Here is a 22,108-nt window from a genome sequence, read left to right as displayed (position 1 = left end):
GGTATCGAACAGGGGGCTGCGACGCATCGCAGGGGACAACATGGCCCAGTCCCGGGGCCGGGGCGGCGGGTGCCGCGCTGCATCGCACGGTGGGGTCCGGCGGCACGCCGCGCTGCCTGCGGCCTCCACTATAATGGGTACGAGAGAATTTGCGTTTTTCGCGTTTTTGAGTTAGAAAAAAATGTATCCTCCCGCTCCGGGGCAACGGACCGGGGCACGGCGCCGCCGCCGCGCGTTTAACTGTGGGCCGTAAGAGCCGATAGGATACCCTACCGGTGACTCCCCGCAGGACGGTAAGATTTACCGTCGGGTATGGTAGTTGATAAGTGTTCGTATGCCCGCGGTGCTCATCGCCCCCGGGGGACCAACCGTCTGTGCGGAGCATGCACCACCGTATGCGGATTCATCGCTCACATCTGGGATGGCTACTCTTCGTGCTGTGCCTGCCCTTCCCCGGCAGGGCCCAGCACCCGGCGGCCTTTCATGAGGGCGGCCTGCCGCTGCCGCATTACACCGTCCACTTCTCCCCGGACGAGTACGGCGCCTATCATCAAAACTGGGCCGTAGTGCAGGACGGGCGGGGAATCGTCTACGTGGGAAACAACGACGGTGTGCTGGAATACGACGGGGTGCGGTGGAGACTCATCCGGACGGGCTCCGTCGTTCGCTCGCTGGCTGTCGGTGTCGACGGAAGGATTTACGCGGGCTTGAAGGGCGACTTCGGCTACCTCGCGCCGGATTCGCTGGGGGTGCCCGGGTTCGTCTCGCTGTTGCCCGAGGTGGATCCGGCCGCCCGGGACTTCAAGGACGTCTGGGGCACGCACGCCACGCCCGACGGCATTTATTTCCAGACGAACGCTTATCTCTTCCGCTGGGACGGCGTGCAGCTGCGGCGCTGGTCCACCAGCACGTCTTTTCATACCTCCTTCTCGGTGCGGGGCCGGCTCTTCGTGCGGGAGGCGGGCGTCGGCCTCGAAGAGGTGGCCGGCGATGCCCTGCGGCCGGTTCCGGACGGGGAGCGCTTCAAGGAGGTCCGGGTCTATGCGATGCTGCCCTACGAGGCGGACCGCATCCTCGTCGCCACACGGGAGGCGGGGCTTTTTCTGTACGACGGGCAGGCCTTCCGGCCTTTTGCGACCGAGGCCGATCCGTTTTTGGAGAAGTATTCGGTTTATCACGGGGCGGCCCTGCCCGGCGGCCGGTTCGCGCTGGCCACCCTGGGGGGCGGGGTGCTCGTCATCGACCGGGGGGGGCGCCTGGTGAGCGTGCTGGCGCCGCCCCACGAACTGCCCGACAACGTGGTCAACTTCGTCTATGCCGACGCCGAGGGCGGGCTCTGGGCGGCGCTGAATAACAGCGGCATCGCGCGTGTGGCCTACGCCGGCATCGTGACGCAGTACGACCGACGCCTGGGGCTGGCCGGGGCCGTCTACGACGTGCGGCGCCATCAGGGCCGGCTCTACGTGGCCACGGGCGGAATGCCCGGAGTCTATGCGCTCGAGAGCAGGCCGCTCGGCCGGCGACTCGAAGGGGAACGGTCCGCCTTCGTGCCGGTGGAAAACGTGCCGCGCGCGTGGAGCCTGCTCTCGCTGGATAGCACCTTGTTTGTTGGTAGCGGAGAAGGTATATACCAGTTGCGGAATGGGGAAGGGGTTCTCTTTTCGGATAGGTCTCCTGCGAATGTAATCGTCACATCCCGTCTCCATGACGGGGTCATTTACGTTGGTCGGCGGGATAGGCTCGACCTGTTGCGCCATACGGATGCCGGCTGGGTACTGACCCCGGTGCCGGGGGTGACGGACGAGGTGCGGCAGATCGTGGAGGAAGCGGACGGGACGCTGTGGATCGGTACGCGTTCCCGGGGGGTGCTGCGGCTGCGTTTCACGCAGGGACTCGGCGCGCCGCCGGTGCAGGAAAAGTTCGGGGTGGAAGGGGGGCTCGTCGAGCAGAACCTGCGGGTGGCCGAGGTGGGCGGGCGCGCCCTCTTCTTCTCGGACAAGAGCCGGGGGGTGTATCGTTTCGGTACCACGTCGCCGGCCACGGCGGGGGCGACGCCGCACCGGGGGTTCTATCCTGACCCGATCCTCTCGCCGCTGGTGGAGGCGGCCGGTGACACGCTGAAGGCCGTGGCGGAGGATGCGGACGGCAACGTGTGGCTGGCCTACACCAGCCGGATGGACGTGGCACGTCCCGCCGAAGGGGGACAATACCGGGTGGAGTCGATTCCGGCCCTGCATTTCCCCAAGGGGGACGTGGAGGTGATCTATACGGAGCCGGGGGTGCTCTGGCTGGGCAGCGGCGAGATCCTCTACCGGTACCTGCTTCTTCCCGAAGACGCCGGCTCCGAGCCGTTCAAGGTGCTGGTGCGCCGGGTCAGCGTCTCCGACACGGAGGAGCTGCTCTATGCCGGTGCCTGGGGGCCCGGCGATGCCGCCACGTCGTCCGCCCTGCACCTCGCCTTCGAAGACAACGACCTGGCCTTCGAAGTGGCGGCTCCGGTCTTCACCCGGTCGGAGGAGATCGTCTACCGCTACCGGCTGGAGGGGTACGATACCGGGTGGTCGGCCTGGACGCCGGAGGCCCGGCGCACGTACAGGAACCTCGAGGAGGGCGGCTATCGCCTGCACGTGCAGGCCCGGGACGCGCTGGGGCGGCTCAGCGCGGAGACCGTCTATCCGTTCGTCGTCCGCCCGCCCTGGTTCCGGACCTGGTGGGCCTACTCGCTCTATGCCCTGGCGGTCTTCAGCCTGCTCTTCTTCGCCTGGAAATACGTGCAGATGGTGAAGATCAAGCGGCTGGCCGAGGAGCAGGCGAAGCAACTGGCCCAGGAAGCCGAGGTGCGCAGAAAGCTGGAGGAGGCCAATGCGCAACTCCAGGTCGCCAACGAACGTCTCCGGCAGGCCAACAAGCTGAAGGACGAGTTTCTGGCCACGACCTCGCACGAGCTGCGCACGCCGCTGACGGCCATCCTGGGCTTTACGGAAGTGCTCAAGTACGAACTGCCCGAAGACGCGCCGTACCGGGAGTTTCTGGGGATCATCGAGGAGAGCGGCAACCGGCTGATGCAGACGCTCACGTCGCTGCTCGAGATCGCCAAGCTCAGGGCCGGGGTGATGGAGGTGCAGCGCCATCCCGTCGACCTGGCGCGGCATGCCGCCGAAGTGGTGCGCATGTTCTCGGAGGCGGCCCGCAAGAAGGGGCTGGAGCTGGCCCTGGTTCCGCCGCCGGAGCCGGTCTATGCCCTGCTCGACGAGGCGGCCTTCGAGCGGGTGCTGAGCAACCTGGTTTCCAACGCCGTCAAGTTCACCGAAAAAGGGAGCGTGACGGTGGCCTTCTCACGCGATGCCGAATGGGTGCACGTGCACGTGCAGGATACCGGCATCGGCATCTCGGAGGCTTTCCTGCCCCATCTTTTCGAGGAGTTCCGGCAGGAGTCGGACGGGCTCTCGCGCTCGCACGAGGGCACCGGTCTCGGCCTGGCCATCACGGCGAAGCTCGTCGAGTTGATGGACGGCAAGATCTCGGTGCAGAGCAAGAAGGGGGAGGGGAGCTGTTTCACCGTTTCGTTTCGGGCCTGTGCTTCTCTCACGCCGGAGCGGGTGCCCGCCCGGGGGGCCGTGGCCGGGGGGCGGTCGGTGGGCTCGACCCCGGTGTGAGACCTGCCGGCAAGGAGGGATATGATGCCACGTGCCTGCCTGTCGCTTCCGGCGTTGATGCTGTTGGTAGCTATGGGAGCCTGTGATCCGGTCGTGCCCGAGGTGGCCGACACCATCTACACGCGTGCGCAGGTCTGGACGGGTGTGCCCGGTGCGCCGCCGGCCGAGGCGCTGGCGGTGAAAGGGGACCGGCTGCTGGCCGTCGGGACGGCGGCCGAGGTCGAGGCCTTTCGGGGGCCACGGACGCGCGTGGTCGACCTCGGCGGGCGCTTCGTCATGCCGGGCTTCATCGACAACCACGTGCACTTCCTCGGCGGCGGCTTCCAGCTGGCGGGCGTGGACCTGCGCACGGCCGCCTCGCCCGAGGCGTTCCGCCGCCGTCTGGCCGACTTTGCCCGCACGGTGCCGCCCGGCCGGTGGATCACCGGGGGCGACTGGGACCACGAGGCCTGGGGCGGCGAGCTGCCCCGCCGCGAATGGATCGACGCGGTCACCCCCGACAACCCGGTCTTCGTCAGCCGCCTCGACGGCCACATGGCCCTGGCCAACACGCCGGCGCTCGAGCGGGCCGGCATCACCCGCGACACGCCCGACCCCGCCGGCGGCACCATCGTGCGCGACCCGGCCACGGGCGAGCCGACCGGCATCCTGAAGGATGCCGCCATGGACCTCGTCTTCGCCGTCATCCCGCCCCCTTCGGAGGAGGAGCTGGACGAAGCGCTCGAACGGGCCATGGCGCACGCCGTCGCCCTCGGTGTGACGCAGGTGCACGACATGGGGACCTACGGCGGGTGGACCGACCTGGCGACCTACCGCCGGGCGCACGCCCGCGGCGCGCTGAAGCTGCGTCTCTACGCCTTCGTGCCGCTGGCCGACGCGGCCCGCCTGGCCGCCTACGTCGACGCGCACGGGCGGGGCGACGACTGGCTCCGCTGGGGCGGCCTCAAGGGGTTCGTCGACGGCTCCCTCGGCTCGACGACCGCCTGGTTCTATGCGCCCTATGACGACGCCCCGGAGACGACCGGCCTGCTCGTCACGGACAGCACCGCCCTGCGCGCGCGCATCCTCCAGGCCGACGCCGCCGGCCTGCACGTGGCCGTCCACGCCATCGGCGACCGCGCCAACGACTGGCTGCTGGACGTCTACGCCGGGGCGGCGCGCACCAACGGCCCCCGTGACCGGCGCTTCCGCATCGAACATGCGCAGCACCTCACCCGCGACGCCCTCCCTCGCTTCGCCCGGCAGGGCGTCATCCCGTCCATGCAGCCCTACCACGCCATCGACGACGGGCGCTGGGCCGAGAAGCGCATCGGCCCCGAACGGATCCGGACGACGTACGCCTTCCGCAGCCTGCTCGACGCCGGCGCCCCGCTGACCTTCGGCTCCGACTGGACCGTCGCGCCGCTGAACCCGCTCGAAGGCGTCTATGCGGCCGTCACCCGGCGCACGCTCGACGGGGCCCACCCGGAGGGCTGGGTGCCGGAGGAAAAGGTCACCGTCGAGGAGGCGCTGCAGGCGTATACGGCTGCCAACGCCTACGCCGGCTTCCAGGAAGACCGTCTCGGCCGGCTGGCGCCCGGCTACCTGGCCGATTTCATCGTGCTTTCCGAGAACCTGTTCACCCTCGAGCCGGAGGCGATCCGGGCGGTGCGTGTCCTCCGCACGGTCGTCGGCGGGGAGGAACAATTCGTCGCCGAGTGATCGTTTCTCCGTTCCGGACCCTGCTTTTCCGAACGACGACCTGCCCATGCGACGTCTCTGGCGGCTCCTACGGTTTACCGTGTCCATCCTGAGCCGGACGGGATGGCTCTGGCTGTCGGTGCGCTTCGTGCCCGAGGCCCGGCGCCCGCTCTACCGGGCCCGGGTGCAACAGCGTGCCTGCCGGGTCTTCTGCTGTATCCTCGGCGTGCGTGTGACGGTGCGGGGCACCCTGCCCCGGCACCACGCCGTGCTGGCCGTCAGCAACCACCTCGGCCTGCTGGATCCCTGGATCCTGGCCTCGCAGATGCCCCTTGCCTTTGTGGCCAAGGCCGAAATGGCGCGCTGGCCCGTGGTCGGGTGGATCTGCCGGACCGTGGGCATTATCTTCGTCGAACGGGAGCGGCGCATGGCGACGAAGGCGTTCGTCGAACAGGTACAGAGCCGGTTGCGCGAGGGGGTGCGGGTGCTCGTTTTTCCCGAGGGGACCACGACGCGGGGCGATGCCGTTCTCCTGCCCTTCAAGACGGGGGGGTTCGAGGCCGTAGCCGGTATGGAGGAGGCCGTCGTGCTGCCGCTTTACCTGCATGTGGACGCGGTGGACGGCCGCCCCGCCGCGGGGGCGTTGCGGCGGCGCGTCGCCTGGTCCGATCCCGCGGAACCGATGTTGAGGCATGCCTGGTCGCTGCTCGGTGTGCGGGAGGTGCACGTGGAGCTGCGCGTGGGTGTGCCGATCCCGACGGCCGGGCAGGATCGCAAGGCGCTCGCCCGGCAGGCCTATGCGGCGGTGCGGGCCCTGGCCGGAGACGCCCACCCGGCCCCGCCGGTGGCTTCCCCATCCGAGGGCGCCGGTTCGCGGGCGGGGGTTCGCCGGCCGGCGTGAGCAGCCGTACGGGACGGGAGGCCGGGCCTTCGTCCGCGCCGGCTTTCTTTGACCGAGACGGCACCGGTGAAACAATCCGTCCCGTGCAGGGTGGATGTACCCTGCTGCCGCTCGCATTGCAAGGATCGAGATATGGAAGGATCGCGTCGCGTTCGTCTACCCCTGTTGCTGGCCGGGATCGGTCTGGTGCTGATCGGGTTGCTGGCAGGCATCCTGGTGATGCTCGTCGTGATGAACGACCGGTTGCCGGAGCCGGCCCGTCCGGCCGTGGTCGAGCGGGTCGAGCTGGGGAGCCGGTCGCCGGGGGCGCGTTACCTGCCGGCGGACTCCAGCGCGCCGGTGGTCGCCGCGGACGCCCGCACGCTGAACCGGCTCTTCAAGGAGGTGGCACGCCGGGTCACGCCTGCCGTCGTCTACATTCAGGTGGAGGCCCGCGAAGACGGTAGCGAGCGCTGGTTCCACAACTTCGACGAGCGTTTCGGCCGGCGCAGCCCGCGCCAGAGTGTGGGCAGCGGGGTCATCATCAGCCCGCAGGGCTACGTGGTCACGAACAACCATGTCGTCAGCGGGGCCGACCGCATCACGGTGACCCTGTCGGACAAGCGGCAGTACGAAGCCACCATCGTGGGGACGGATCCGAACACGGACCTGGCCGTCCTGCAGATCGATCCGGGATCGAGTGAGCTGCCCGTGATCGCCCTGGGCAACTCGGACGAGGTGGAGGTGGGCGAATGGGTGCTGGCCGTCGGTAACCCCTTCCGCCTGACCTCGACTGTCACGGCCGGCATCATCAGCGCCCTCGGGCGGCAGGTCAACATCATCGAGGACAGCTTCGGGATCGAGGACTTCATCCAGACCGACGCGGCGATCAACCCGGGCAATTCCGGCGGCGCGCTCGTCAACCTGGCCGGGGAACTGGTCGGGATCAGCACGGCCATCGCCACCGAGAGCGGCTCCTATGAAGGCTACGGTTTCGCCGTGCCGGTCAACCTCGTGGAGCGGGTCGTGAGTGACCTGATCGCCTTCGGGGAGGTGCAGCGCGGCTACCTGGGGGTCGAGATCAGTCCCGTCGATGCCCGGCGGGCCCGGGCCCTGGGTATGGAACACATCCAGGGGGTTTTCCTGAGCCGGGTCTGGCGCGGCCTGGCCGCCGATCGGGCCGGCCTGCGCACCGGCGACGTCGTGCTCTCCATCGACGGCCACGAGGTCAATGCCCCGAACGAGTTGCAGAGCGCCGTGGCCCGCCGCCGCCCCGGCGACCGGCTCGACATCGTCGTATGGCGTAACGGCACGCGCGCCCGCTTCAACGTCGAGTTGCTCGGCCGCGACGACCCGGTCTTCGAGAACTGGGTCAGCGAACTCGAGCGCCAGAGCGTGCCGCCGGAACTCGCGCCGGCGCCGCCCCCCGGCGAGACGCAGCACGAGGTGACCGAACTGGCTCCCTGGGGGCTGGGCGTGCGGGAACTCGGTGCCCGCGAGCGCTACGTCTTCAACGTGGAGGACGGCCTCTATCTGGCCTACGTGACGCACGGCAGCGTGGCCGCCGCCGCCGGCCTCCCCCGCGACGTGGTCCTCCTCGACGTCGACGACCGGCCCGTGGCGTCCGTCGCCGAGGCCCGCGAGGCGTTTGCACAGGCTGCCGAACGCGGCGAGCCCGTCCTCCTGCGCGTCCTCCGGCGCGACGGCGTGACGGCCTTCTTCGAGCTGGACGTGCCGGAGGGGCATTGAAGGCGCCGCCAGGCGTTGAAGCGTTGAACGTTTTAACGCTGAACGTTTAACGCCTCCAGAATCCGGTCCAACCCATCCACAACGATCCCTTACCTTGATCCGTTATCTGACCGCAGGCGAATCGCATGGAGAAGCCCTCATCGGCATCGTTGAAGGGGTGCCGGCGGGGGTTCCGCTCACCGCTGCCGACATCGATGAACACCTGGCGCGGCGCTGGCTCGGCTTTGGCCGCGGGGGCCGGGCCCGGTTCGAGCATGACCACGTCCATATCTACTCCGGCGTCCGGTTTTCGAAGACGATGGGAAGTCCCATCGCCCTTCGTATCGACAATGCGGCATATCACCGGGACCGCTCCGGCTGGCCGGAGGTGATGGCCGTCGAGGGGACGGGGGAGGGGGTCGAGCCGGTTACGCTGCCCCGCCCGGGCCATGCGGACCTCGTGGGTGTGCAGAAGTATGGCTTCACGGACATTCGCCCGGTCATCGAGCGGTCGAGTGCCCGCGAGACGGCCATGCGGGTGGCCTGTTGCTCGGTGGCCCGGCAGTTCCTCAAACACCTCGGCATCGAGGTGGGCAGCCACGTCGTGCGTATCGGTGAGGTGGGCTATGAGCGACCCGAGGACTGGCGGGAGCGCGTTGAAACCCTGCTGGCCGGCGGTGCCGAAGCCCTCTACCGCGCCGCCGACGCCAGCGAGGTGCGCATGCTCGACCCCGACCTCTCGGCCCGCTGCATCGAGCACATCCGGGCCACGAAGAAGGCGGGGGATGCCCTGGGAGGGATCTACGAAGTGGTCGTCACCGGGGTGCCGCCGGGGCTGGGATCCTACGTGCAATGGGACCGCCGCCTGGACGGGCAACTCGCCCAGGCCATCCTCTCGATCCAGGCGCAAAAAGCCGTGGAGGTGGGCGACGGGGTGGCGGCGGCCTACCGGCCCGGCTCCCGGGTGCACGACCCTATCGTCCTGGAAAACGGGCGCCTCACCCGCCGGAGCAACCACGCCGGCGGGGTCGAAGGGGGCGTCTCGAACGGGATGCCCGTCATCGTGCGGGGCTACATGAAGCCGATCCCTACCCTCATCAAACCGCTCGACACGGTGGACATCGCCACCGGCACCGCACAGCCGACCCGCTACGAGCGCAGCGACGTGACCAGCGTGCCCGCCGCTTCCACCGTCGCCGAGGCGACCGTGGCCCTCGTCATCGCCAACGCCGTGCTCGAGAAATACGGCGGGGACAGCCTGGAGGAGATCCGGGCACGGATGGCGTAGGGCGGTCCTGCGACGCCACACGCCATCCGCGCGACCGGGAGGCTCAACGGGTGCCGGTGGCGGAGGCCGGCCGGCCCGTCTCGACGATGACCGCGGGGACGGCCTTCTCACGCACCAGGTCGTTGAAGGCCGGCAGGTCGGTCGTCAGCACCGTGTCCAGCCGGGCGAGTTCGGCGTCGATCTGTGCCGTCAGCTCGGCCTTGACGGCGTAGGCCTGGTCGGTGGGCCGGTAGTCGCCGGCGGCCACCGTCGAGCCCAGGGCGGCCAGCTTGTTGTTGAGCCGGATGGGGAAGTTGAGCGGGTCCTGCCGGCTGCGGTTTTTCGTCTGGTACAGGGCTTCTTCGATGGCGGTGAGCTTTTCGTTGAGGGCCCTGGCCGCCTGCTTGATTTCGTCGGCGCCGGCGTGCTCGTCGCCCAGGCGGCGCGTGATGGCCTGCGTCTGCTCGCGCACGTCCCGGATGCGTTTGATGGCGCGGTGCGTCTCGCTGAGCTTGTCGCGGATCTCGATCAGGAAAGCGAACTGGGCCTGCAGGTCTTCCAGCGTGGACGACGACCGGGGGTCCTTCTTGATCTCGAAGGGCACGGTCATCGAGTCGCTGCCGACGATGAGGCGGGCCTGGTAGCGGCCGGGGGCGGCGCGGGGGCCGCGGGTGCTGGCCGCCCACATGATCAGGCCGGGGAACGACTCGGCATCCTCATACCGCATGTCCCACGAGAAGGCGTTGGCCCCCCGGGCGATGGCGAGCCGCTCCCCGCGCTCCTTCGCCTTCGGCGTGAAGGTGCGGATCAGGTCGCCGTCTTCCTCCAGGATCTTCAGGCGGACGGCGTTGCTGTCCGGCGCGTCTTTGAAGTAGTAGCGGAAGGTGACCGCACTGCGACCGCCGAGGCGGTAGGTGGGACGGGGTGTGAAGAGCCAGAAGGCGCTGCCCGCCACCTCATCGCTGAGCTGGTGCAGCGGCGTCACGTCGTCGATGATCCAGAAGGAGCGACCCTGCGTGGCCACGATCAGGTCGTCGTCCTTCCAGTCCAGATCCGTGATCGGGACGACGGGCAGGTTGAGCTGGAACGGTTTCCAGTGGGCGCCGTCGTCGAAGGAGATGTACATGCCGCTCTCGGTGCCGGCGTAGAGGAGGCCGCGCCGCTTCGGGTCGGGCTGGATGGCCCGGGTGAAGTGCTGCGGGTCGATGCCGTCGACGATCTTCGTCCACGTCCGGCCGTAGTCGGTGGTCTTGTAGAGGTAGGGGCGGAAGTCGTCCGACTTGTACATGGTGGCGGCCACGTACAGGCCGCCGGGCTCGAACGGGTGGGCGACGATGTCGTTGATCTGGATCCACTCGGGCATGATCCGGGCCGGCGGCGTGACGTTCGTCCACGTCCGGCCGCCGTCGCGGGTGATGTGGATCAGCCCGTCGTCCGAGCCGGTCCAGATGACGTTCGGGTCGAAGTTGCTCTCGGCCACGGTGAAGATGGTGGCATAGTACTCGACGCCGGTGTTGTCCTTGGTGATGGGGCCGCCCGAGGGGCCGAGCTTCGTCGAGTCGGCGCGTGTCAGGTCGGGGCTGATCATCTCCCAGGACTGCCCGTCGTTGGTGGTTTTGAAGAGGTGGTTGCCCGCGGCGAAGACGGTGTTCGGGTGGTGCTTCGAGTAGAGGATGGGGAAGTTCCACTGGAAGCGGTACCTCATGCCTTCGGCGCCATGACCCATGGGGTTATCGGGCCACACGTTGACGAGGCGCGTCTCGCCGGTGCGGTGGTTGACGCGCTCGAGGAAGCCGCCGTAGGAGCCGCCGAAGACGATGTCGGGGTCCTCGGGGTTGGGGGCGAGCCAGCCGCTCTCGCCGCCGGCGGTGGGCTCCCAGTCGCGTTCGTTGCGGCCGTCGGAGGTGTGCAGGATGCGGACGGTGGAGTTGTCCTGCTGGGCCCCGTAGATGCGGTAGGGGAAGTGGTTGTCGGTCGTGACGCGGTAGAACTGGGCGGTGGGCTGGTTGTAGTAGGTGGACCACGTGCGGCCGCCGTCGAAGGTGACCTGGGCGCCGCCGTCGTCGCCGATGACCATGTAGTCCGGGTGGTCCGGGTTGATCCAGAGGTCGTGGTGGTCGCCGTGGGGGGTGTCGATGCTCTGGTAGGTGCGCCCGCCGTCCTTCGAGCGCCAGAACTGCACGTTGAGGACGTAGACCTGGTCGGCGTTCTTCGGGTCGGCGTAGATGCGGGTGTAATACCAGGCCCGCTGGCGCAGGTTACGGTCGTCGTTGATGCGGGTCCAGGTCTCGCCGCCGTCGTCGGAGCGGAAGACGCCGCCCTCCTGGGCCTCGACGATGGCCCAGACGCGGTTCGGGTTGGCGGGTGAGACGGTCACGCCGATGATGCCGAGCGTGCCTTCGGGCAGGCCGTTCTGCTTGCCCGTCAGTTCGGTCCACGTGTCGCCGCCGTCGGTGGACTTCCACAGGGCCGAGCCTTCGCCGCCGCTCTCCAGGCTGTAGGGTGTGCGCCGGACGCGCCAGGTGGTGGCGTAGAGGATGCGCGGGTTCGAGGGGTCCAGGATGAGGTCCACCGCGCCGGCGTGCTCGTTCACGTAGAGGATCTTCTCCCAGGTCCGGCCGCCGTCCTTCGAGCGGAAGACGCCGCGCTGCTCGTTGGGGCCGAAGAGGTGCCCGAGTGCGGCCACATAGACCAGGTCGGGGTTGCGCGGGTGGATGCGGATGCGCGGGATGTGGCGCGTATCCTCCAGCCCAATCGGCGTCCACGTCTTGCCGGCATCGACCGACTTCCACATGCCGTAGCCGTGCGAGACGTTGCCGCGCACGGTCTTCTCGCCGCCGCCGACGTAGATCACGTTCGGGTCCCACTCGCTCACGGCCACGGCCCCGATGGAGCCACCGAAGAAGCCGTCCGAGATGTTTTCCCAGGACTGGCCGCCGTCGGTCGTCTTCCAGACGCCGCCGCCGGTGCCGCCGAAGTAGTAGGTGAAGGGCTGGCCGGGTACGCCGGCCACGGCCGCGCTGCGCCCGCCCCGGTAGGGGCCGACGCTCCGGTATTCGAGCGACTTGTAGAGAGCTTCGTCGTAGTCCTGCGCCTGCGTGGCGGGCAGGAAGAAAAGGCAGAGCAGGGTCGTGCCGAGCAGACCCGGAAGAAGGCGTAGCGTCTTACGCATGGTGGGATACCTCCAGGGATTCCGGATAAACGGGCGGGAAATATTAGGCATCCGGTGGTAGAGAAGCAAAACGGTGTGGCGGAGATGCCACGGCCGGTCGTCAGGCCGGTGTGGACGGCACGCCGGTGTTGCCGGCCGGGGTGGGCCGGGCGGTGTGGAGCGGGAAGGTGACGCAGGCGCGGGTGCCTCCGCCGGGGCGGTGGGTCAGGGAGAGGCCTCCGCCGTGGAGGCGGACGACCCGTTCGGCCAGCGTGAGGCCGAGGCCGCTGCCGGGCACGTCCGGCGAGGCGGCCCGGAAGAACGGCCGCGTCACGTCGGGCAGGGCCGTCTCGGGGATGCCGGGGCCGGTGTCCTCGACGCACAGGAGGGCCCGGTCCCCCTGCCGCCGCACCGATACGCTCACCTGGCCGGCCTCGGTGTACTTGGCGGCGTTGTCCATCAGGTTGTGCACGACCCGTTCGAGCAGGTCGGGCTGCCCGTAGACGGTGAGGGCGTCGTCGTCGAGGGTGAGGTCGAGCGCGATGCCCTTCGCATTGAGGGCCGGTTCGAACGCGGCCGCGACCCGGGCCGTCAGGGCACACAGGTCCACCGGTTGCCGGGGCAGGACGTGGTGTTCGCGGTCGAGGCGGGCCATCGTGAGGAGGTTGCGTACCAGCACCGTCAGGTGCGTGAGTTCGTCGCGGAGGGTGGTCAGGGTCTGCCGGTAGGCGTCGGGCGCGCGTTCGCGGCGCAGGGCCACGTCGATGTGGCCCTGGAGGATGGCCAGCGGGGTTTGCAGCTCGTGCGCGGCATGGGCCGTGAAGCGGCGCATCTCGGCGAAGGCCGCTTCGAGGCGGTCGAGGAGGTGGTTCAACGTCAGGGCGAGCCGGGCCGTCTCGCGGTCGGCGTCCTCCGGCACCGGGATGCGCCGGGACAGGTCGGCGGCGGTGAGGTCGGCGGTGGCGGCGGTGATGGCGGCCAGCGGCCGCAGCACCCGTCGGGCAGAGGCCCGCACGAGCAGGGCGAGCACCAGCCACAGCGCACCCAGCCCCAGCGTCAGCCCCAGCGCCAGATTGCGGAGCAGGCTGTCGAGGCCCGGGTCGTAGCGTCCCAGTTGCAGGTAGGCCCGCAGGCGGCCCCGGCTGTCGCGCAGGGGCACGACTTCGAAGTAGAGGCGATGGGGGCCGAGGGTGAGCCGGTGGAGCGGGGCAAACGAGGATGCCTCGCGGGGCGGGAGGGGGAGCAGGTCGTTCGGGTAGGCGGCCTCCTTGAGGTCGTCCAGGTTGGCGGTGGCGTAGCGCAGCGTCCCGTCCGGGGAAAAGATCTGGACGAAGAACGGGTCGATGCGGGCGTCGGCGAAGCGGTGGTGGGGCTCGTACCAGGCGTAGCGGCTCACGTCCAGGCTGTCCTCCGGCGTGAGGATGTGCGAGGCGATTTCGCGGGCCTCGCGCAGGAGGAGGTCGCGGTGATAGCGGTTGAGCCAGGCCGAGGCGGCGAACCAGGCGAGTACGCCGAGCACGACGAAGGTGACGGCCAGCACCGAGCCGACCGTCAGGAGCAGCCGCTGCTGGAACGAGCGGCGCAGCGCAGGGTCAGGCGGTGTCGTCATGGAGGGAGGCAGAAACGGGGACGTACCGGTAGCCGAGGCCGCGGACCGTCTGAAGGCGGTCCGGGCAGCCGGCCTCCTGCAATTTGCGGCGCACGTACCCGACGTAGACGTCGATCAGGTTGGTGCCGCGGTCGAAGTCATGACCCCACACGTCCCGGTGGATCTCATCGCGCGAGAGCACCTGTCCGGGACGGGCCAGGAAATAGGCCAGCAGATCGAATTCCCGTGGGGTCAGGTCGAGCGGCCGGCCGCCGACGGTGCAGGTGCGTGCGGTCAGGTCGAGCCGGAGGGGCTCGTCGGTCAGTTCGGAGAGGGCCGGGGCCGTGCGGGCGCGGCGGAGCAGCGCCTCCACGCGCGCCAGCAGTTCCTCGAAGGCGAACGGCTTGGGCAGGTAGTCGTCGGCGCCCGAGCGCAGGCCCCGCACGCGGTCTTCGACGGCGTCCAGGGCCGTCAGCATCAGGATGGGGAGGGCCGGGTGGTGCAGGCGCAGGCGGCGGCATACCTCGACGCCGTCCAGGTCGGGCAGGCGGACGTCCAGCAGGACGGCGTCGAAGGGTTCCCGGCCCACGGCCTCCAGGGCCGGCAGGCCCCGGTCCACCCAGCGGACGCGATAGCCTTCCTCCTCCAGTCCGGCCAGCAGGAAAGCGGCCATGCGGGGCTCGTCTTCTACGAGAAGCAGGTGGGGCGCAGGCATGGGCGCAGCGGACGTCTTTCGTCACGTCGTGGACGCTACCTCAACGAGGGCTGTGAGGCCGGGGATCCGGGCGGTCGCCGGCCAGGGCCCTGTTCTCATGGTCTTCTCATCGGCCTCTCATCATCGTCTCATGTACGGGGCCGAAAGGTGATGTATGCTTGCTTTGCCTTCATGGACAACGACCATCTTCCATGCGATTGACCGTGTTTCCCCTTCGTATCCGCGGGTACGTTAGCCGGATCGGCCTGCTGCTCGTACTGCTGCTCGCTGCCTGTGGCGGGGGCAAGACGGCGCAGTCACCGCCCCCCGAGGTGGGTGTGCCGCCGTCGCTGCGTGAGGACGCCGGGCCGCCGGTGCAGGTGGTGCGCCTGGACGAGCGGCAGGCGGCCGAGCTGTCCGTGCAGACGACCCGCGTGCGGGCGGCGCTGGCGCCCTACACGCTGAGCCTGCCGGGCGAGGTGCTGCCCGCGCCCGACCACTACGCCGTCGTCAGCGCGCCCATCAGCGGCCGGGTGGCCCGCATCTACGCGCACGAGGGCGAGGCCGTCCGGCCGGGCCAGGTGCTGCTCGAACTCGAAAGCCTCGAATTTGCCAACCTGGCGGCGGACTACCTGCAGGCGCGGGCCGATGCGGCCTACCTGGAGGAGCGGGTGACCCGCCTGCGCACCCTCGTCGAGAAGCAGATCAGCCCGCGCAGTACGCTGGATAAGGCCGAGGCGGACCTGGTCCGCGCCCGGGCCGGTGTCGGCGCCGCCTTTGCCCGGCTGAAGGCGCTGGGCCTGAGCGACGCCACCATCGAGGGCTGGAGCAGCACCGACCGGGAGCGCCCGCTGTTGCCCGTCACGGCGCCCATCGGCGGCGTCATCGACCGGCACCTCGTTGACCTGGGGCGCTCCGTCACGGCCTACGACGAGATGCTCACCCTCATCGACCCCGCTCGCGTGCTGGTGCGCGGCTTCGTGCCGCCCGAGGAGGCCGCCTTCGTGCAGGTGGGGGACACGGTCGAGGTCGGGCGGCAGGCGGCGTCGCCGCATCCGCTCACCGGCCGCATCGCCACGATCAACCCCGCGCTCGACCCCGACAACCGCGCCGTCGTGGTCAACGTCCTCCTGACGACGGAGGCCGGCTGGCCCCGGCCCGGGCAGACCGTCCGCCTGCGCATCCGCACCGGCACGCCGCGCCCGGTCATCGCCGTCCCGCTGGAGGCCGTCACGTACGACGGCGAGCAGCCCGTCGTCTTCGTCCGCACCGCGCCGGACGCCTTCGAGAAGCGGCCCATCAGCATCGAGCGCGTCGGCCCCGGGGAGGCCGTCGTCACCGCCGGCCTGCGCGACGGCGAGGAGGTGGCCGTCTCGCAGGTCTTCAGCCTCAAGGCCCTCAGCCGCTTCGAACAGTACGCCGAAGAATAACCCCGGCCCTCGACCGCCATGCTCAACCGCCTCATCGACTTCAGCCTGCGCCAGAAGTTCGTCGCCCTCTCGCTGGTGCTGCTCATGGCCGTCGGCGGCGTGTTCGCCCTGCTGCGCCTGCCCATCAACTCGCTGCCGGACGTGACGCCGGTGCAGGTGCTCGTCATCACGAAGGCCGGGCGCTACTCGCCCTACGACGTCGAGCGCCTCGTCAGTTTTCCCATCGAGACGGCCATGAACGGCCTGCCGGATGTGAAGGAGGTGCGCTCGATCTCGCAGTTCGGCCTCTCGGCCGTGACGGTCGAGTTCGAGGAGGGGACGGACATCTACTTTGCCCGGCAGATGGTCAGCCAGCGCCTGCAGAGCGTGGCGGGCGACCTGCCCGGGGGCGTCGACCCGCCGCAACTCGGGCCCATCTCCACCGCCCTCGGCGAGATCTACCAGTACGTGGTGCGCGGCGAGGGCTACTCGCTGACGCAACTGCGCGAGATCCAGGACTGGCTCATCGCCCCGCAGCTCAAGACCGTCCCGGGCGTGACCGAGATCAACTCGTTCGGCGGCTTCGTCAAGCAGTACGACGTGGTCGTCCTGCCCGAGCGGCTGCGGGCCTACGGGCTGAGCCTGGGGCAGGTGATGGACGCCATCGCGCAGAACAACAGCGTCTCGGGCGGCAACTACCTGGAGCACAACCGCGAGCAGTACATCATCCGCGGCTTCGGGCTGATCCGCAACCTGTCCGACATCGAGAACGTGGTGGTCACGAAGCTCGGCAACCGCCCCCTCTACGTGCGCGACGTGGCCGAGGTGCGGCCCGGGCGGCAGCTCCGCCAGGGCGCCGTCACGCAGGACGGGCAGGGCGAGGTCGTCACCGGCATCGTGATGATGCTCCGCGGCGGCAACGGCCGCGAGGTCATCGCCGCCATCGAGGACAAGATCGCCGAGGTCGAGCGCGGGCTGCCCGAGGGCGTGCGCATCGAGAAGTTCTACGACCAGAGCGACCTGATCGAGCGGACGACGCACACGCTGCGGACGAACCTGATCGAGGGCGGCTTCCTGGTCATTGCCGTGCTGCTGCTGATGCTGGGTGAGATCACCGGGGCGCTCATCGTGGCCTCGGTCATCCCGCTCTCGATGCTTTTCGCCTTCATCGGCATGCGCGAGTTCGGGCTGGCGGCCAACCTGATGAGCCTGGGTGCCATCGACTTCGGCATGGTGGTGGACGGCTCGGTGGTGATGATCGAGAACATGGTGCACCGGCTGCAGGAGGACCGCGGGCGGCGGCCGGTGGTGCAGGTGCTCCGGCAGGCCGGGCACGAGGTGGCCCGCCCCATCTTCTTCGGCGTGCTCATCATCCTGATGGTCTACGTCCCGATTGCCACGTTCCGGGGAATGGAGGGCATCCTGTTCCGCCCGATGGCGATCACCGTGGCCACGGCCGTGCTGGGGTCGCTGATCCTGGCGCTCGTCTACGTGCCCGCCGTGGCGGCGCTGGCGTTCCGGCGGGGCGTGAAGGTGCGCCGCAACTACATCATGGAATGGATGCAGCCGCGCTACCGGCGCTTCCTGGAGAAGAACCTGGAGCGGAAGGGCCGCACGTTCCTGATCGCCGGGGTGTTCCTGGCCGGGGCGCTGGCGCTGCTGCCCTTCCTCGGCACCGAGTTCCTGCCGGAGCTGGACGAGGGCTCCATCCTGATCGAACAGGTGCGCATGCCGAGCGTGACGCTGCAGGAGTCCGTCGAGAACGCCAACTGGCTGGCCGGGCAGCTCAAGGCGCACATCCCCGAGATCGAGACGGTCGTGCCCAAGACGGGCCGCTCGGACCTGGCCAACGACTGGATGGGCGTGCACCAGACGGACGTGTGGGTCATCCTCAAGCCGCGCGACGCCTGGCGGCCGGGCATGACGAAGGAGCGCATCATCGAGCAGATCCGGCCCTACCTGGAGACGGAGCCGGGGCTGGCCTACAACTTCACGCAGCCCATCGCCATGCGCGTGGACGAACTGACGAGCGGCGTCAAGAGCGACGTGGCCGTCAAGCTCTTCGGCGAGGACCTGGCTGTGATGCAGCGCGTGGCGGAGGACATCGCCCGGCTGCTGCCTTCGCTGCCCGGCACGGACAACTTCTACGTGGAGCAGACCGCCGGCCAGCCCTATCTGAACATCGAGATCGACCGCGAGGCGGTGGCCGCCTTCGGTCTCAACGTGGCGGACGTGCAGCAGATCATCGAGGCCGGCATCGGCGGGGTGCCCGTCAGCCAGGTCTTCGAGGGGCAGCGCCGCTTCGACATCGTGGTCCGCTTCCCCGAGGAACTCCGCGACACGTTCCGCGACCTGATGGACGTGCCGGTGCAGTTGCCCGGCGGGGGCACGGTGCCGCTGGCCCGTCTGGCTCGCATCACCGTCGAGGAGGGGCCGCGCGAGATCGCCCGCGAGAACGGCTGGCGCCGCACGGTGGTGGGCATCAACCTGACGGGCATCGACATCGGCACGTACGTGGCCAACCTGCAACGAGCCATCGAGGAACAGGTGACGATCCCGCCGGGCACGTTCATCACCTACGGCGGGGCGTTCGAGGACCAGCAGCGGGCCATGCGGCACCTGCTCGTGGTCGTCCCGCTGGCGCTGTTCATCATCCTGGGGTTGCTCTACCTGATGTTCGGGCAGATGCGCTACGCCTGGATGATCTTCCTGTCGCTGCCCTTTGCGCTCACCGGCGGCATCTACCTGCTGTGGCTGCGCGGCCTCTACCTCTCCGTCTCGGCCAGCGTCGGGTTCGTGGCGCTCTTCGGCGTGGCGGTGCTCAACGGCGTGGTGATGGTGGCGCACCTGAACAACCTGCGCCGCCGCGGCCTCGGCGTGCGCGAGGCGACGATCCAGGGGGCCACGGACCGCCTGCGGCCGGTGCTGATGACGGCGCTCGTGGCCAGCCTGGGCTTCGTCCCGATGGCCTTCAACACCGGGCCGGGCTCGGAGGTGCAGCGGCCCCTGGCTACCGTCGTCATCGGCGGCCTCATCACGGCCACGCTGCTGACGCTGCGTGTGCTGCCGACCGTCTACAACTGGCTCGAACGCGACGACCGCATCCCCGGCGGCCCGGACCCCCTCGCCGGCGACGGCGCCGCCCTCGAACCCGCCGAAGCCGTGGCCGAGGCGGGGGCCTGACGTTCTGTTCGTTCGTAAACAGGAAAAGCACGATGCACGCTCGTACGGGACTGATTCTGTTGTTGACGATGCTGGCGCTGGGGAGGCCGCTGCGGGCGCAGCCGGCTCCCGAACGGCTGGGTGTGGTCGAGGCCGTCCGGCTGGCCGAGGCGAACAGCCCCGAATTGAACCGGCTGCGGGCCGCCGTCGAGGCCGCCCGCGCCGCCCGGCTGACGACCTTCGGCCTCGACGCCCCTACGGTGGCCTATGCCCGCGAAGGGATCGGGGCCGGTGGGTTCAACGAACAGCGGGTGGTCGTCTCGCAGGCGTTCGACTTCCCGACGACGGGGCTTTACCGCTACCGCCAGGCCGACCGTGAGGCCGAGGCCCTCGAACGCCGGCTCGACGTGCTGCGCCGCCAGACGAAAGCCCGCGTCAAGCAGGCCTACACCCGGGTGCTCTACGCCCGCGAGATCGAGCACCTGCGGCAGGAGGAGCTGGCGCTGGCCCGTGCCCTCATCGACGCCGTCTCGACGCGCCTCGAAGTCGGCGAGGCCAGCCCCATCGACCGCATGAAGGCCGACCTGCAGCTCGCGCAGGCCCGGGACAACCTCGACGCCGCTCATCGCGACTTCCTCAACGCCCGCTACGACCTGTTCCGCGCCATCGGCCTCGACCCGGAGGCGCAGCGCTACGAGATCGCCTTCCCCGACACGCTGGCCTACGTGCCGGTCGAGATCGATCAGGAGGCGGCGCTGGCGCGGCTGGACGAGCAGCCCGAGGTGCAGGAGGCCCTGACCCGCGTCCAGGCGGCCGGCTACGGGGTGCGCGCCGCGCGAAGCAGCCTGCTGCCTCGCGTGCACCTCAGTTACTGGCCGCAGGACTTCGGCACGGGATACGACTTCCAGGCTTTCGAGGTGGGGATTTCCGTGCCGCTCTGGGGCTGGCTCGACGGCCGCGGGCGCATCCAGCAGGCCCGCGCCGAGCACCGCCAGCGCCAGTGGGAGACGGACGCCGTCCGCCTCGACCTCAAGCAGGCCATTGAGCAGGCCTGGCACCGCTACGACGCCAGCCGGCAGATCATCGAACGCTTCAACCAGACCGTGCAGGAACGCGCCGCCACGCTGCTGGCCCTCACCCGCGAAGGCTACCGCCTCGGGGAGATCGACCTGCTCACCCTGCTCGACACGCAGCGCACCTACCTCGACAGCCAGCTCCGCTTCTACCAGGCCCTCCGAGACTACTACCTGGACGTGATCGAACTGGAGCGTTACCTTGAACAGGACCTGGTCTTCACCGGCCAATGAACACCGGTGCAGGTACGACCGCGCAACGAACCAACGAGGATTCCCGACATGAACGCCGCCCATCTCCACCTGCTCGTCAACCACCTGCCGCTCTTCGGGATTCTCTTCGGGCTGCCGTTGCTGGCTTTCGGCTGGTGGCGGGGCCGGGATGGCCTGGTGCGCCTGGCGCTGATCTTTTTTGTAGTGGCCGGGCTCGGCGCCGCCGCCGCCTACTTCTCAGGCGAAGAAGCCGAGGAGATCGTCGAGCACCTGGCCGGGGTATCGCACGAGGCCGTCGAGGCCCACGAGGACGCGGCGTACTATGCCTTCCTCAGCGCCATCGTGCTGGGGGTGCTGTCGCTGGGTGCGCTGCTGGCCTTCCGGCAAGACTTCCCGCGCTGGGCAGCCGGGGTGCTTTCCGTGCTGGCTCTCGGCGTCTTCGTGCTCATGGCCCGGGCCAACAACCTCGGCGGGCAGATCCGGCACCCCGAGATCCGGGACGAGCAGGCCGCCGGAGCCCGACCACCGTCCTACGACGAGCACGACGAACCCTGATGCAGCCGGGCGACAACGGCCCGGGTACTGTCGGGGATGAAACGCGGGCAGGATGGCGGCATACACAGGAGCAGGTGCCACCATCCCGGAGACTCCCATGAAAGCCCTGCTCGTGTTGCTTCCGATCTGCCTGCTGATGGCCTGCTCGGAGGCCCCCCCATCGCCCGAGGCGCCGGTCCATCGTGCGTCGCTCGAACGTCCCTCGCCGGCCGTCTCGCCCGACGACTCCCTGTTCGCCGCCTACTGGTATCGCGGCGAGGCCGAACTGACCAGCTACACGCTCGAACAGGCCCGCTATGGCGAGATCCATCCGGGCAAGGCCGTCCTCATCTTCGTCACCGAAGACTTCTCCCGCACGAAGCAGGTCAAGCTCGACCGCCCGGAGCAGGCCGGCGACGACCGGGTGAAGGTGCTCAAGCTGAACCTCACGAAGACGTTCAATACGGGCATCTACCCGTATTCGATGATGACCTCCGTCTTCACGCCGGTGTACGCGCGCGAGGCGCCGCACACGCTGAAGGTGACGACGACCTCGCAGGAGTGGTGCGGCCACACGTTCACCCAGTTCAACCTGCGGGACGGGGCCTACCGGGTCGAGTTGCGCTCCTACTTCGAGTCGGAGGGCGATCAGGACCTGACCCTGGAGCGGGTCTGGCTGGAGGATGAGATCTGGACGCGCATCCGCCTCAACCCCGACGCGCTGCCGACGGGGGACGTGCGCATCATCCCCGGGACGATGTACCAGCGCCTGGCCCACCGTCCCCTGGCCGTGACGACGGCCCGGGCCACGCTGACGACGCTCGAGACCGGGGAGCGCGCCTACACGCTCACCTACCCCGACGACGACCGGACGCTGACGATCCGGTTCGAGCCGGCGTTTCCGTACGCCATCACCGGCTGGGAGGAGACCTACCGCAGCGGCTTCGGGGATCGGGCCCGGCGGCTGACGACCCGCGCCACGCGCGACCGGTCGATGATGCTGGCCTACTGGCAGCACAACCGCCGCGCCGACGAGGCCCTCCGGGCCGAGCTCAACCTGGATTGAAGGGGGC

13 protein-coding genes are annotated in these 22,108 nt (G+C 69.3%); 10 read left to right on the top strand and 3 right to left on the bottom strand.

Annotation, left to right across the window (positions count from 1 at the left end; translation table 11 throughout):
* The first annotated feature begins 383 nt into the window (after nt 1-383).
* From GQ464_RS02650 to aroC, 5 genes are all read left to right on the top strand, one after another.
* Complete coding sequence (locus GQ464_RS02650) at nt 384-3,656, top strand: ATP-binding protein (RefSeq protein WP_166978122.1); 3,273 nt, start codon at nt 384-386, stop codon at nt 3,654-3,656.
* Nucleotides 3,657-3,713: 57 nt separating this feature from the next.
* Nucleotides 3,714-5,357: an amidohydrolase gene (locus tag GQ464_RS02645; RefSeq protein WP_228350533.1), complete on the top strand. Its 1,644-nt coding sequence runs from the start codon at nt 3,714-3,716 to the stop codon at nt 5,355-5,357.
* A gap of 46 nt (nt 5,358-5,403) precedes the next feature.
* Complete coding sequence (locus tag GQ464_RS02640) at nt 5,404-6,237, top strand: lysophospholipid acyltransferase family protein (protein WP_166978124.1); 834 nt, start codon at nt 5,404-5,406, stop codon at nt 6,235-6,237.
* Between the two features lie 132 nt (nt 6,238-6,369).
* On the top strand, nt 6,370-7,965 hold the full coding sequence (locus GQ464_RS02635; protein ID WP_166978126.1) for a trypsin-like peptidase domain-containing protein: 1,596 nt from the start codon (nt 6,370-6,372) through the stop codon (nt 7,963-7,965).
* Nucleotides 7,966-8,059: 94 nt separating this feature from the next.
* Nucleotides 8,060-9,232 carry a chorismate synthase gene (gene aroC, locus GQ464_RS02630; RefSeq protein WP_166978128.1) on the top strand — a complete coding sequence of 391 codons (1,173 nt, stop codon included), beginning with the start codon at nt 8,060-8,062 and terminating at the stop codon, nt 9,230-9,232.
* 43 nt (nt 9,233-9,275) lie between these two features.
* Here the strand turns inward: aroC and GQ464_RS02625 are convergent, their stop codons facing one another.
* From GQ464_RS02625 to GQ464_RS02615, 3 genes are all read right to left on the bottom strand, one after another.
* Nucleotides 9,276-12,383 (bottom strand): WD40/YVTN/BNR-like repeat-containing protein, encoded by a 3,108-nt coding sequence (locus GQ464_RS02625; protein ID WP_166978130.1) that lies wholly within the window; start codon nt 12,381-12,383, stop codon nt 9,276-9,278.
* Nucleotides 12,384-12,483: 100 nt separating this feature from the next.
* A complete protein-coding gene (locus GQ464_RS02620) occupies nt 12,484-13,971 on the bottom strand; it encodes a sensor histidine kinase (RefSeq protein ID WP_166978132.1) in 1,488 nt (495 codons plus the stop codon).
* Nucleotides 13,955-14,665: a response regulator transcription factor gene (locus GQ464_RS02615; RefSeq protein ID WP_166978134.1), complete on the bottom strand. Its 711-nt coding sequence runs from the start codon at nt 14,663-14,665 to the stop codon at nt 13,955-13,957. Before GQ464_RS02615 ends, GQ464_RS02620 begins: the two co-directional genes overlap by 17 nt.
* Before the next feature lie 191 nt (nt 14,666-14,856).
* Here GQ464_RS02615 and GQ464_RS02610 point away from each other — a divergent pair, with 191 nt between their 5' ends.
* The 5 genes from GQ464_RS02610 (at nt 14,857) to GQ464_RS02590 (ending at nt 22,101) form a co-directional block, all read left to right on the top strand.
* The gene (locus GQ464_RS02610; protein ID WP_166978136.1) at nt 14,857-16,074 is read left to right on the top strand and encodes an efflux RND transporter periplasmic adaptor subunit; all 1,218 of its coding nucleotides are present in this window, start codon (nt 14,857-14,859) and stop codon (nt 16,072-16,074) included.
* A gap of 18 nt (nt 16,075-16,092) precedes the next feature.
* The gene (locus GQ464_RS02605) at nt 16,093-19,236 is read left to right on the top strand and encodes an efflux RND transporter permease subunit (protein ID WP_166978138.1); all 3,144 of its coding nucleotides are present in this window, start codon (nt 16,093-16,095) and stop codon (nt 19,234-19,236) included.
* A gap of 32 nt (nt 19,237-19,268) precedes the next feature.
* A complete protein-coding gene (locus GQ464_RS02600) occupies nt 19,269-20,522 on the top strand; it encodes a TolC family protein (protein ID WP_166978140.1) in 1,254 nt (417 codons plus the stop codon).
* Between the two features lie 48 nt (nt 20,523-20,570).
* Nucleotides 20,571-21,056, top strand: coding sequence for a hypothetical protein (locus tag GQ464_RS02595; RefSeq protein ID WP_166978142.1), 486 nt, complete (start codon nt 20,571-20,573; stop codon nt 21,054-21,056).
* Nucleotides 21,057-21,153: 97 nt separating this feature from the next.
* Complete coding sequence (locus tag GQ464_RS02590; protein ID WP_166978144.1) at nt 21,154-22,101, top strand: hypothetical protein; 948 nt, start codon at nt 21,154-21,156, stop codon at nt 22,099-22,101.
* Nucleotides 22,102-22,108: the final 7 nt, after the last annotated feature.

Source organism: Rhodocaloribacter litoris (assembly GCF_011682235.2).
Taxonomy (GTDB): Bacteria; Bacteroidota; Rhodothermia; order Rhodothermales; family ISCAR-4553; genus Rhodocaloribacter; species Rhodocaloribacter litoris.
The sequence above is the reverse complement of the archived record's forward strand: the minus strand, read 5'-3'. Positions and strand labels throughout refer to the sequence as shown.

Excerpts from the sequence above, each read along its gene's own strand:
- GQ464_RS02625 (WP_166978130.1), bottom strand. The coding sequence starts at position 12,383 with ATGCGTAAGACGCTACGCCTTCTTCCGGGTCTGCTCGGCACGACCCTG.
- GQ464_RS02645 (WP_228350533.1), top strand. The coding sequence starts at position 3,714 with ATGCTGTTGGTAGCTATGGGAGCCTGTGATCCGGTCGTGCCCGAGGTG.
- GQ464_RS02610 (WP_166978136.1), top strand. The coding sequence starts at position 14,857 with ATGCGATTGACCGTGTTTCCCCTTCGTATCCGCGGGTACGTTAGCCGG.
- GQ464_RS02635 (WP_166978126.1), top strand. The coding sequence starts at position 6,370 with ATGGAAGGATCGCGTCGCGTTCGTCTACCCCTGTTGCTGGCCGGGATC.
- GQ464_RS02640 (WP_166978124.1), top strand. The coding sequence starts at position 5,404 with ATGCGACGTCTCTGGCGGCTCCTACGGTTTACCGTGTCCATCCTGAGC.
- GQ464_RS02595 (WP_166978142.1), top strand. The coding sequence starts at position 20,571 with ATGAACGCCGCCCATCTCCACCTGCTCGTCAACCACCTGCCGCTCTTC.
- GQ464_RS02605 (WP_166978138.1), top strand. The coding sequence starts at position 16,093 with ATGCTCAACCGCCTCATCGACTTCAGCCTGCGCCAGAAGTTCGTCGCC.
- GQ464_RS02650 (WP_166978122.1), top strand. The coding sequence starts at position 384 with ATGCACCACCGTATGCGGATTCATCGCTCACATCTGGGATGGCTACTC.
- GQ464_RS02620 (WP_166978132.1), bottom strand. The coding sequence starts at position 13,971 with ATGACGACACCGCCTGACCCTGCGCTGCGCCGCTCGTTCCAGCAGCGG.
- GQ464_RS02600 (WP_166978140.1), top strand. The coding sequence starts at position 19,269 with ATGCACGCTCGTACGGGACTGATTCTGTTGTTGACGATGCTGGCGCTG.
- GQ464_RS02590 (WP_166978144.1), top strand. The coding sequence starts at position 21,154 with ATGAAAGCCCTGCTCGTGTTGCTTCCGATCTGCCTGCTGATGGCCTGC.
- GQ464_RS02615 (WP_166978134.1), bottom strand. The coding sequence starts at position 14,665 with ATGCCTGCGCCCCACCTGCTTCTCGTAGAAGACGAGCCCCGCATGGCC.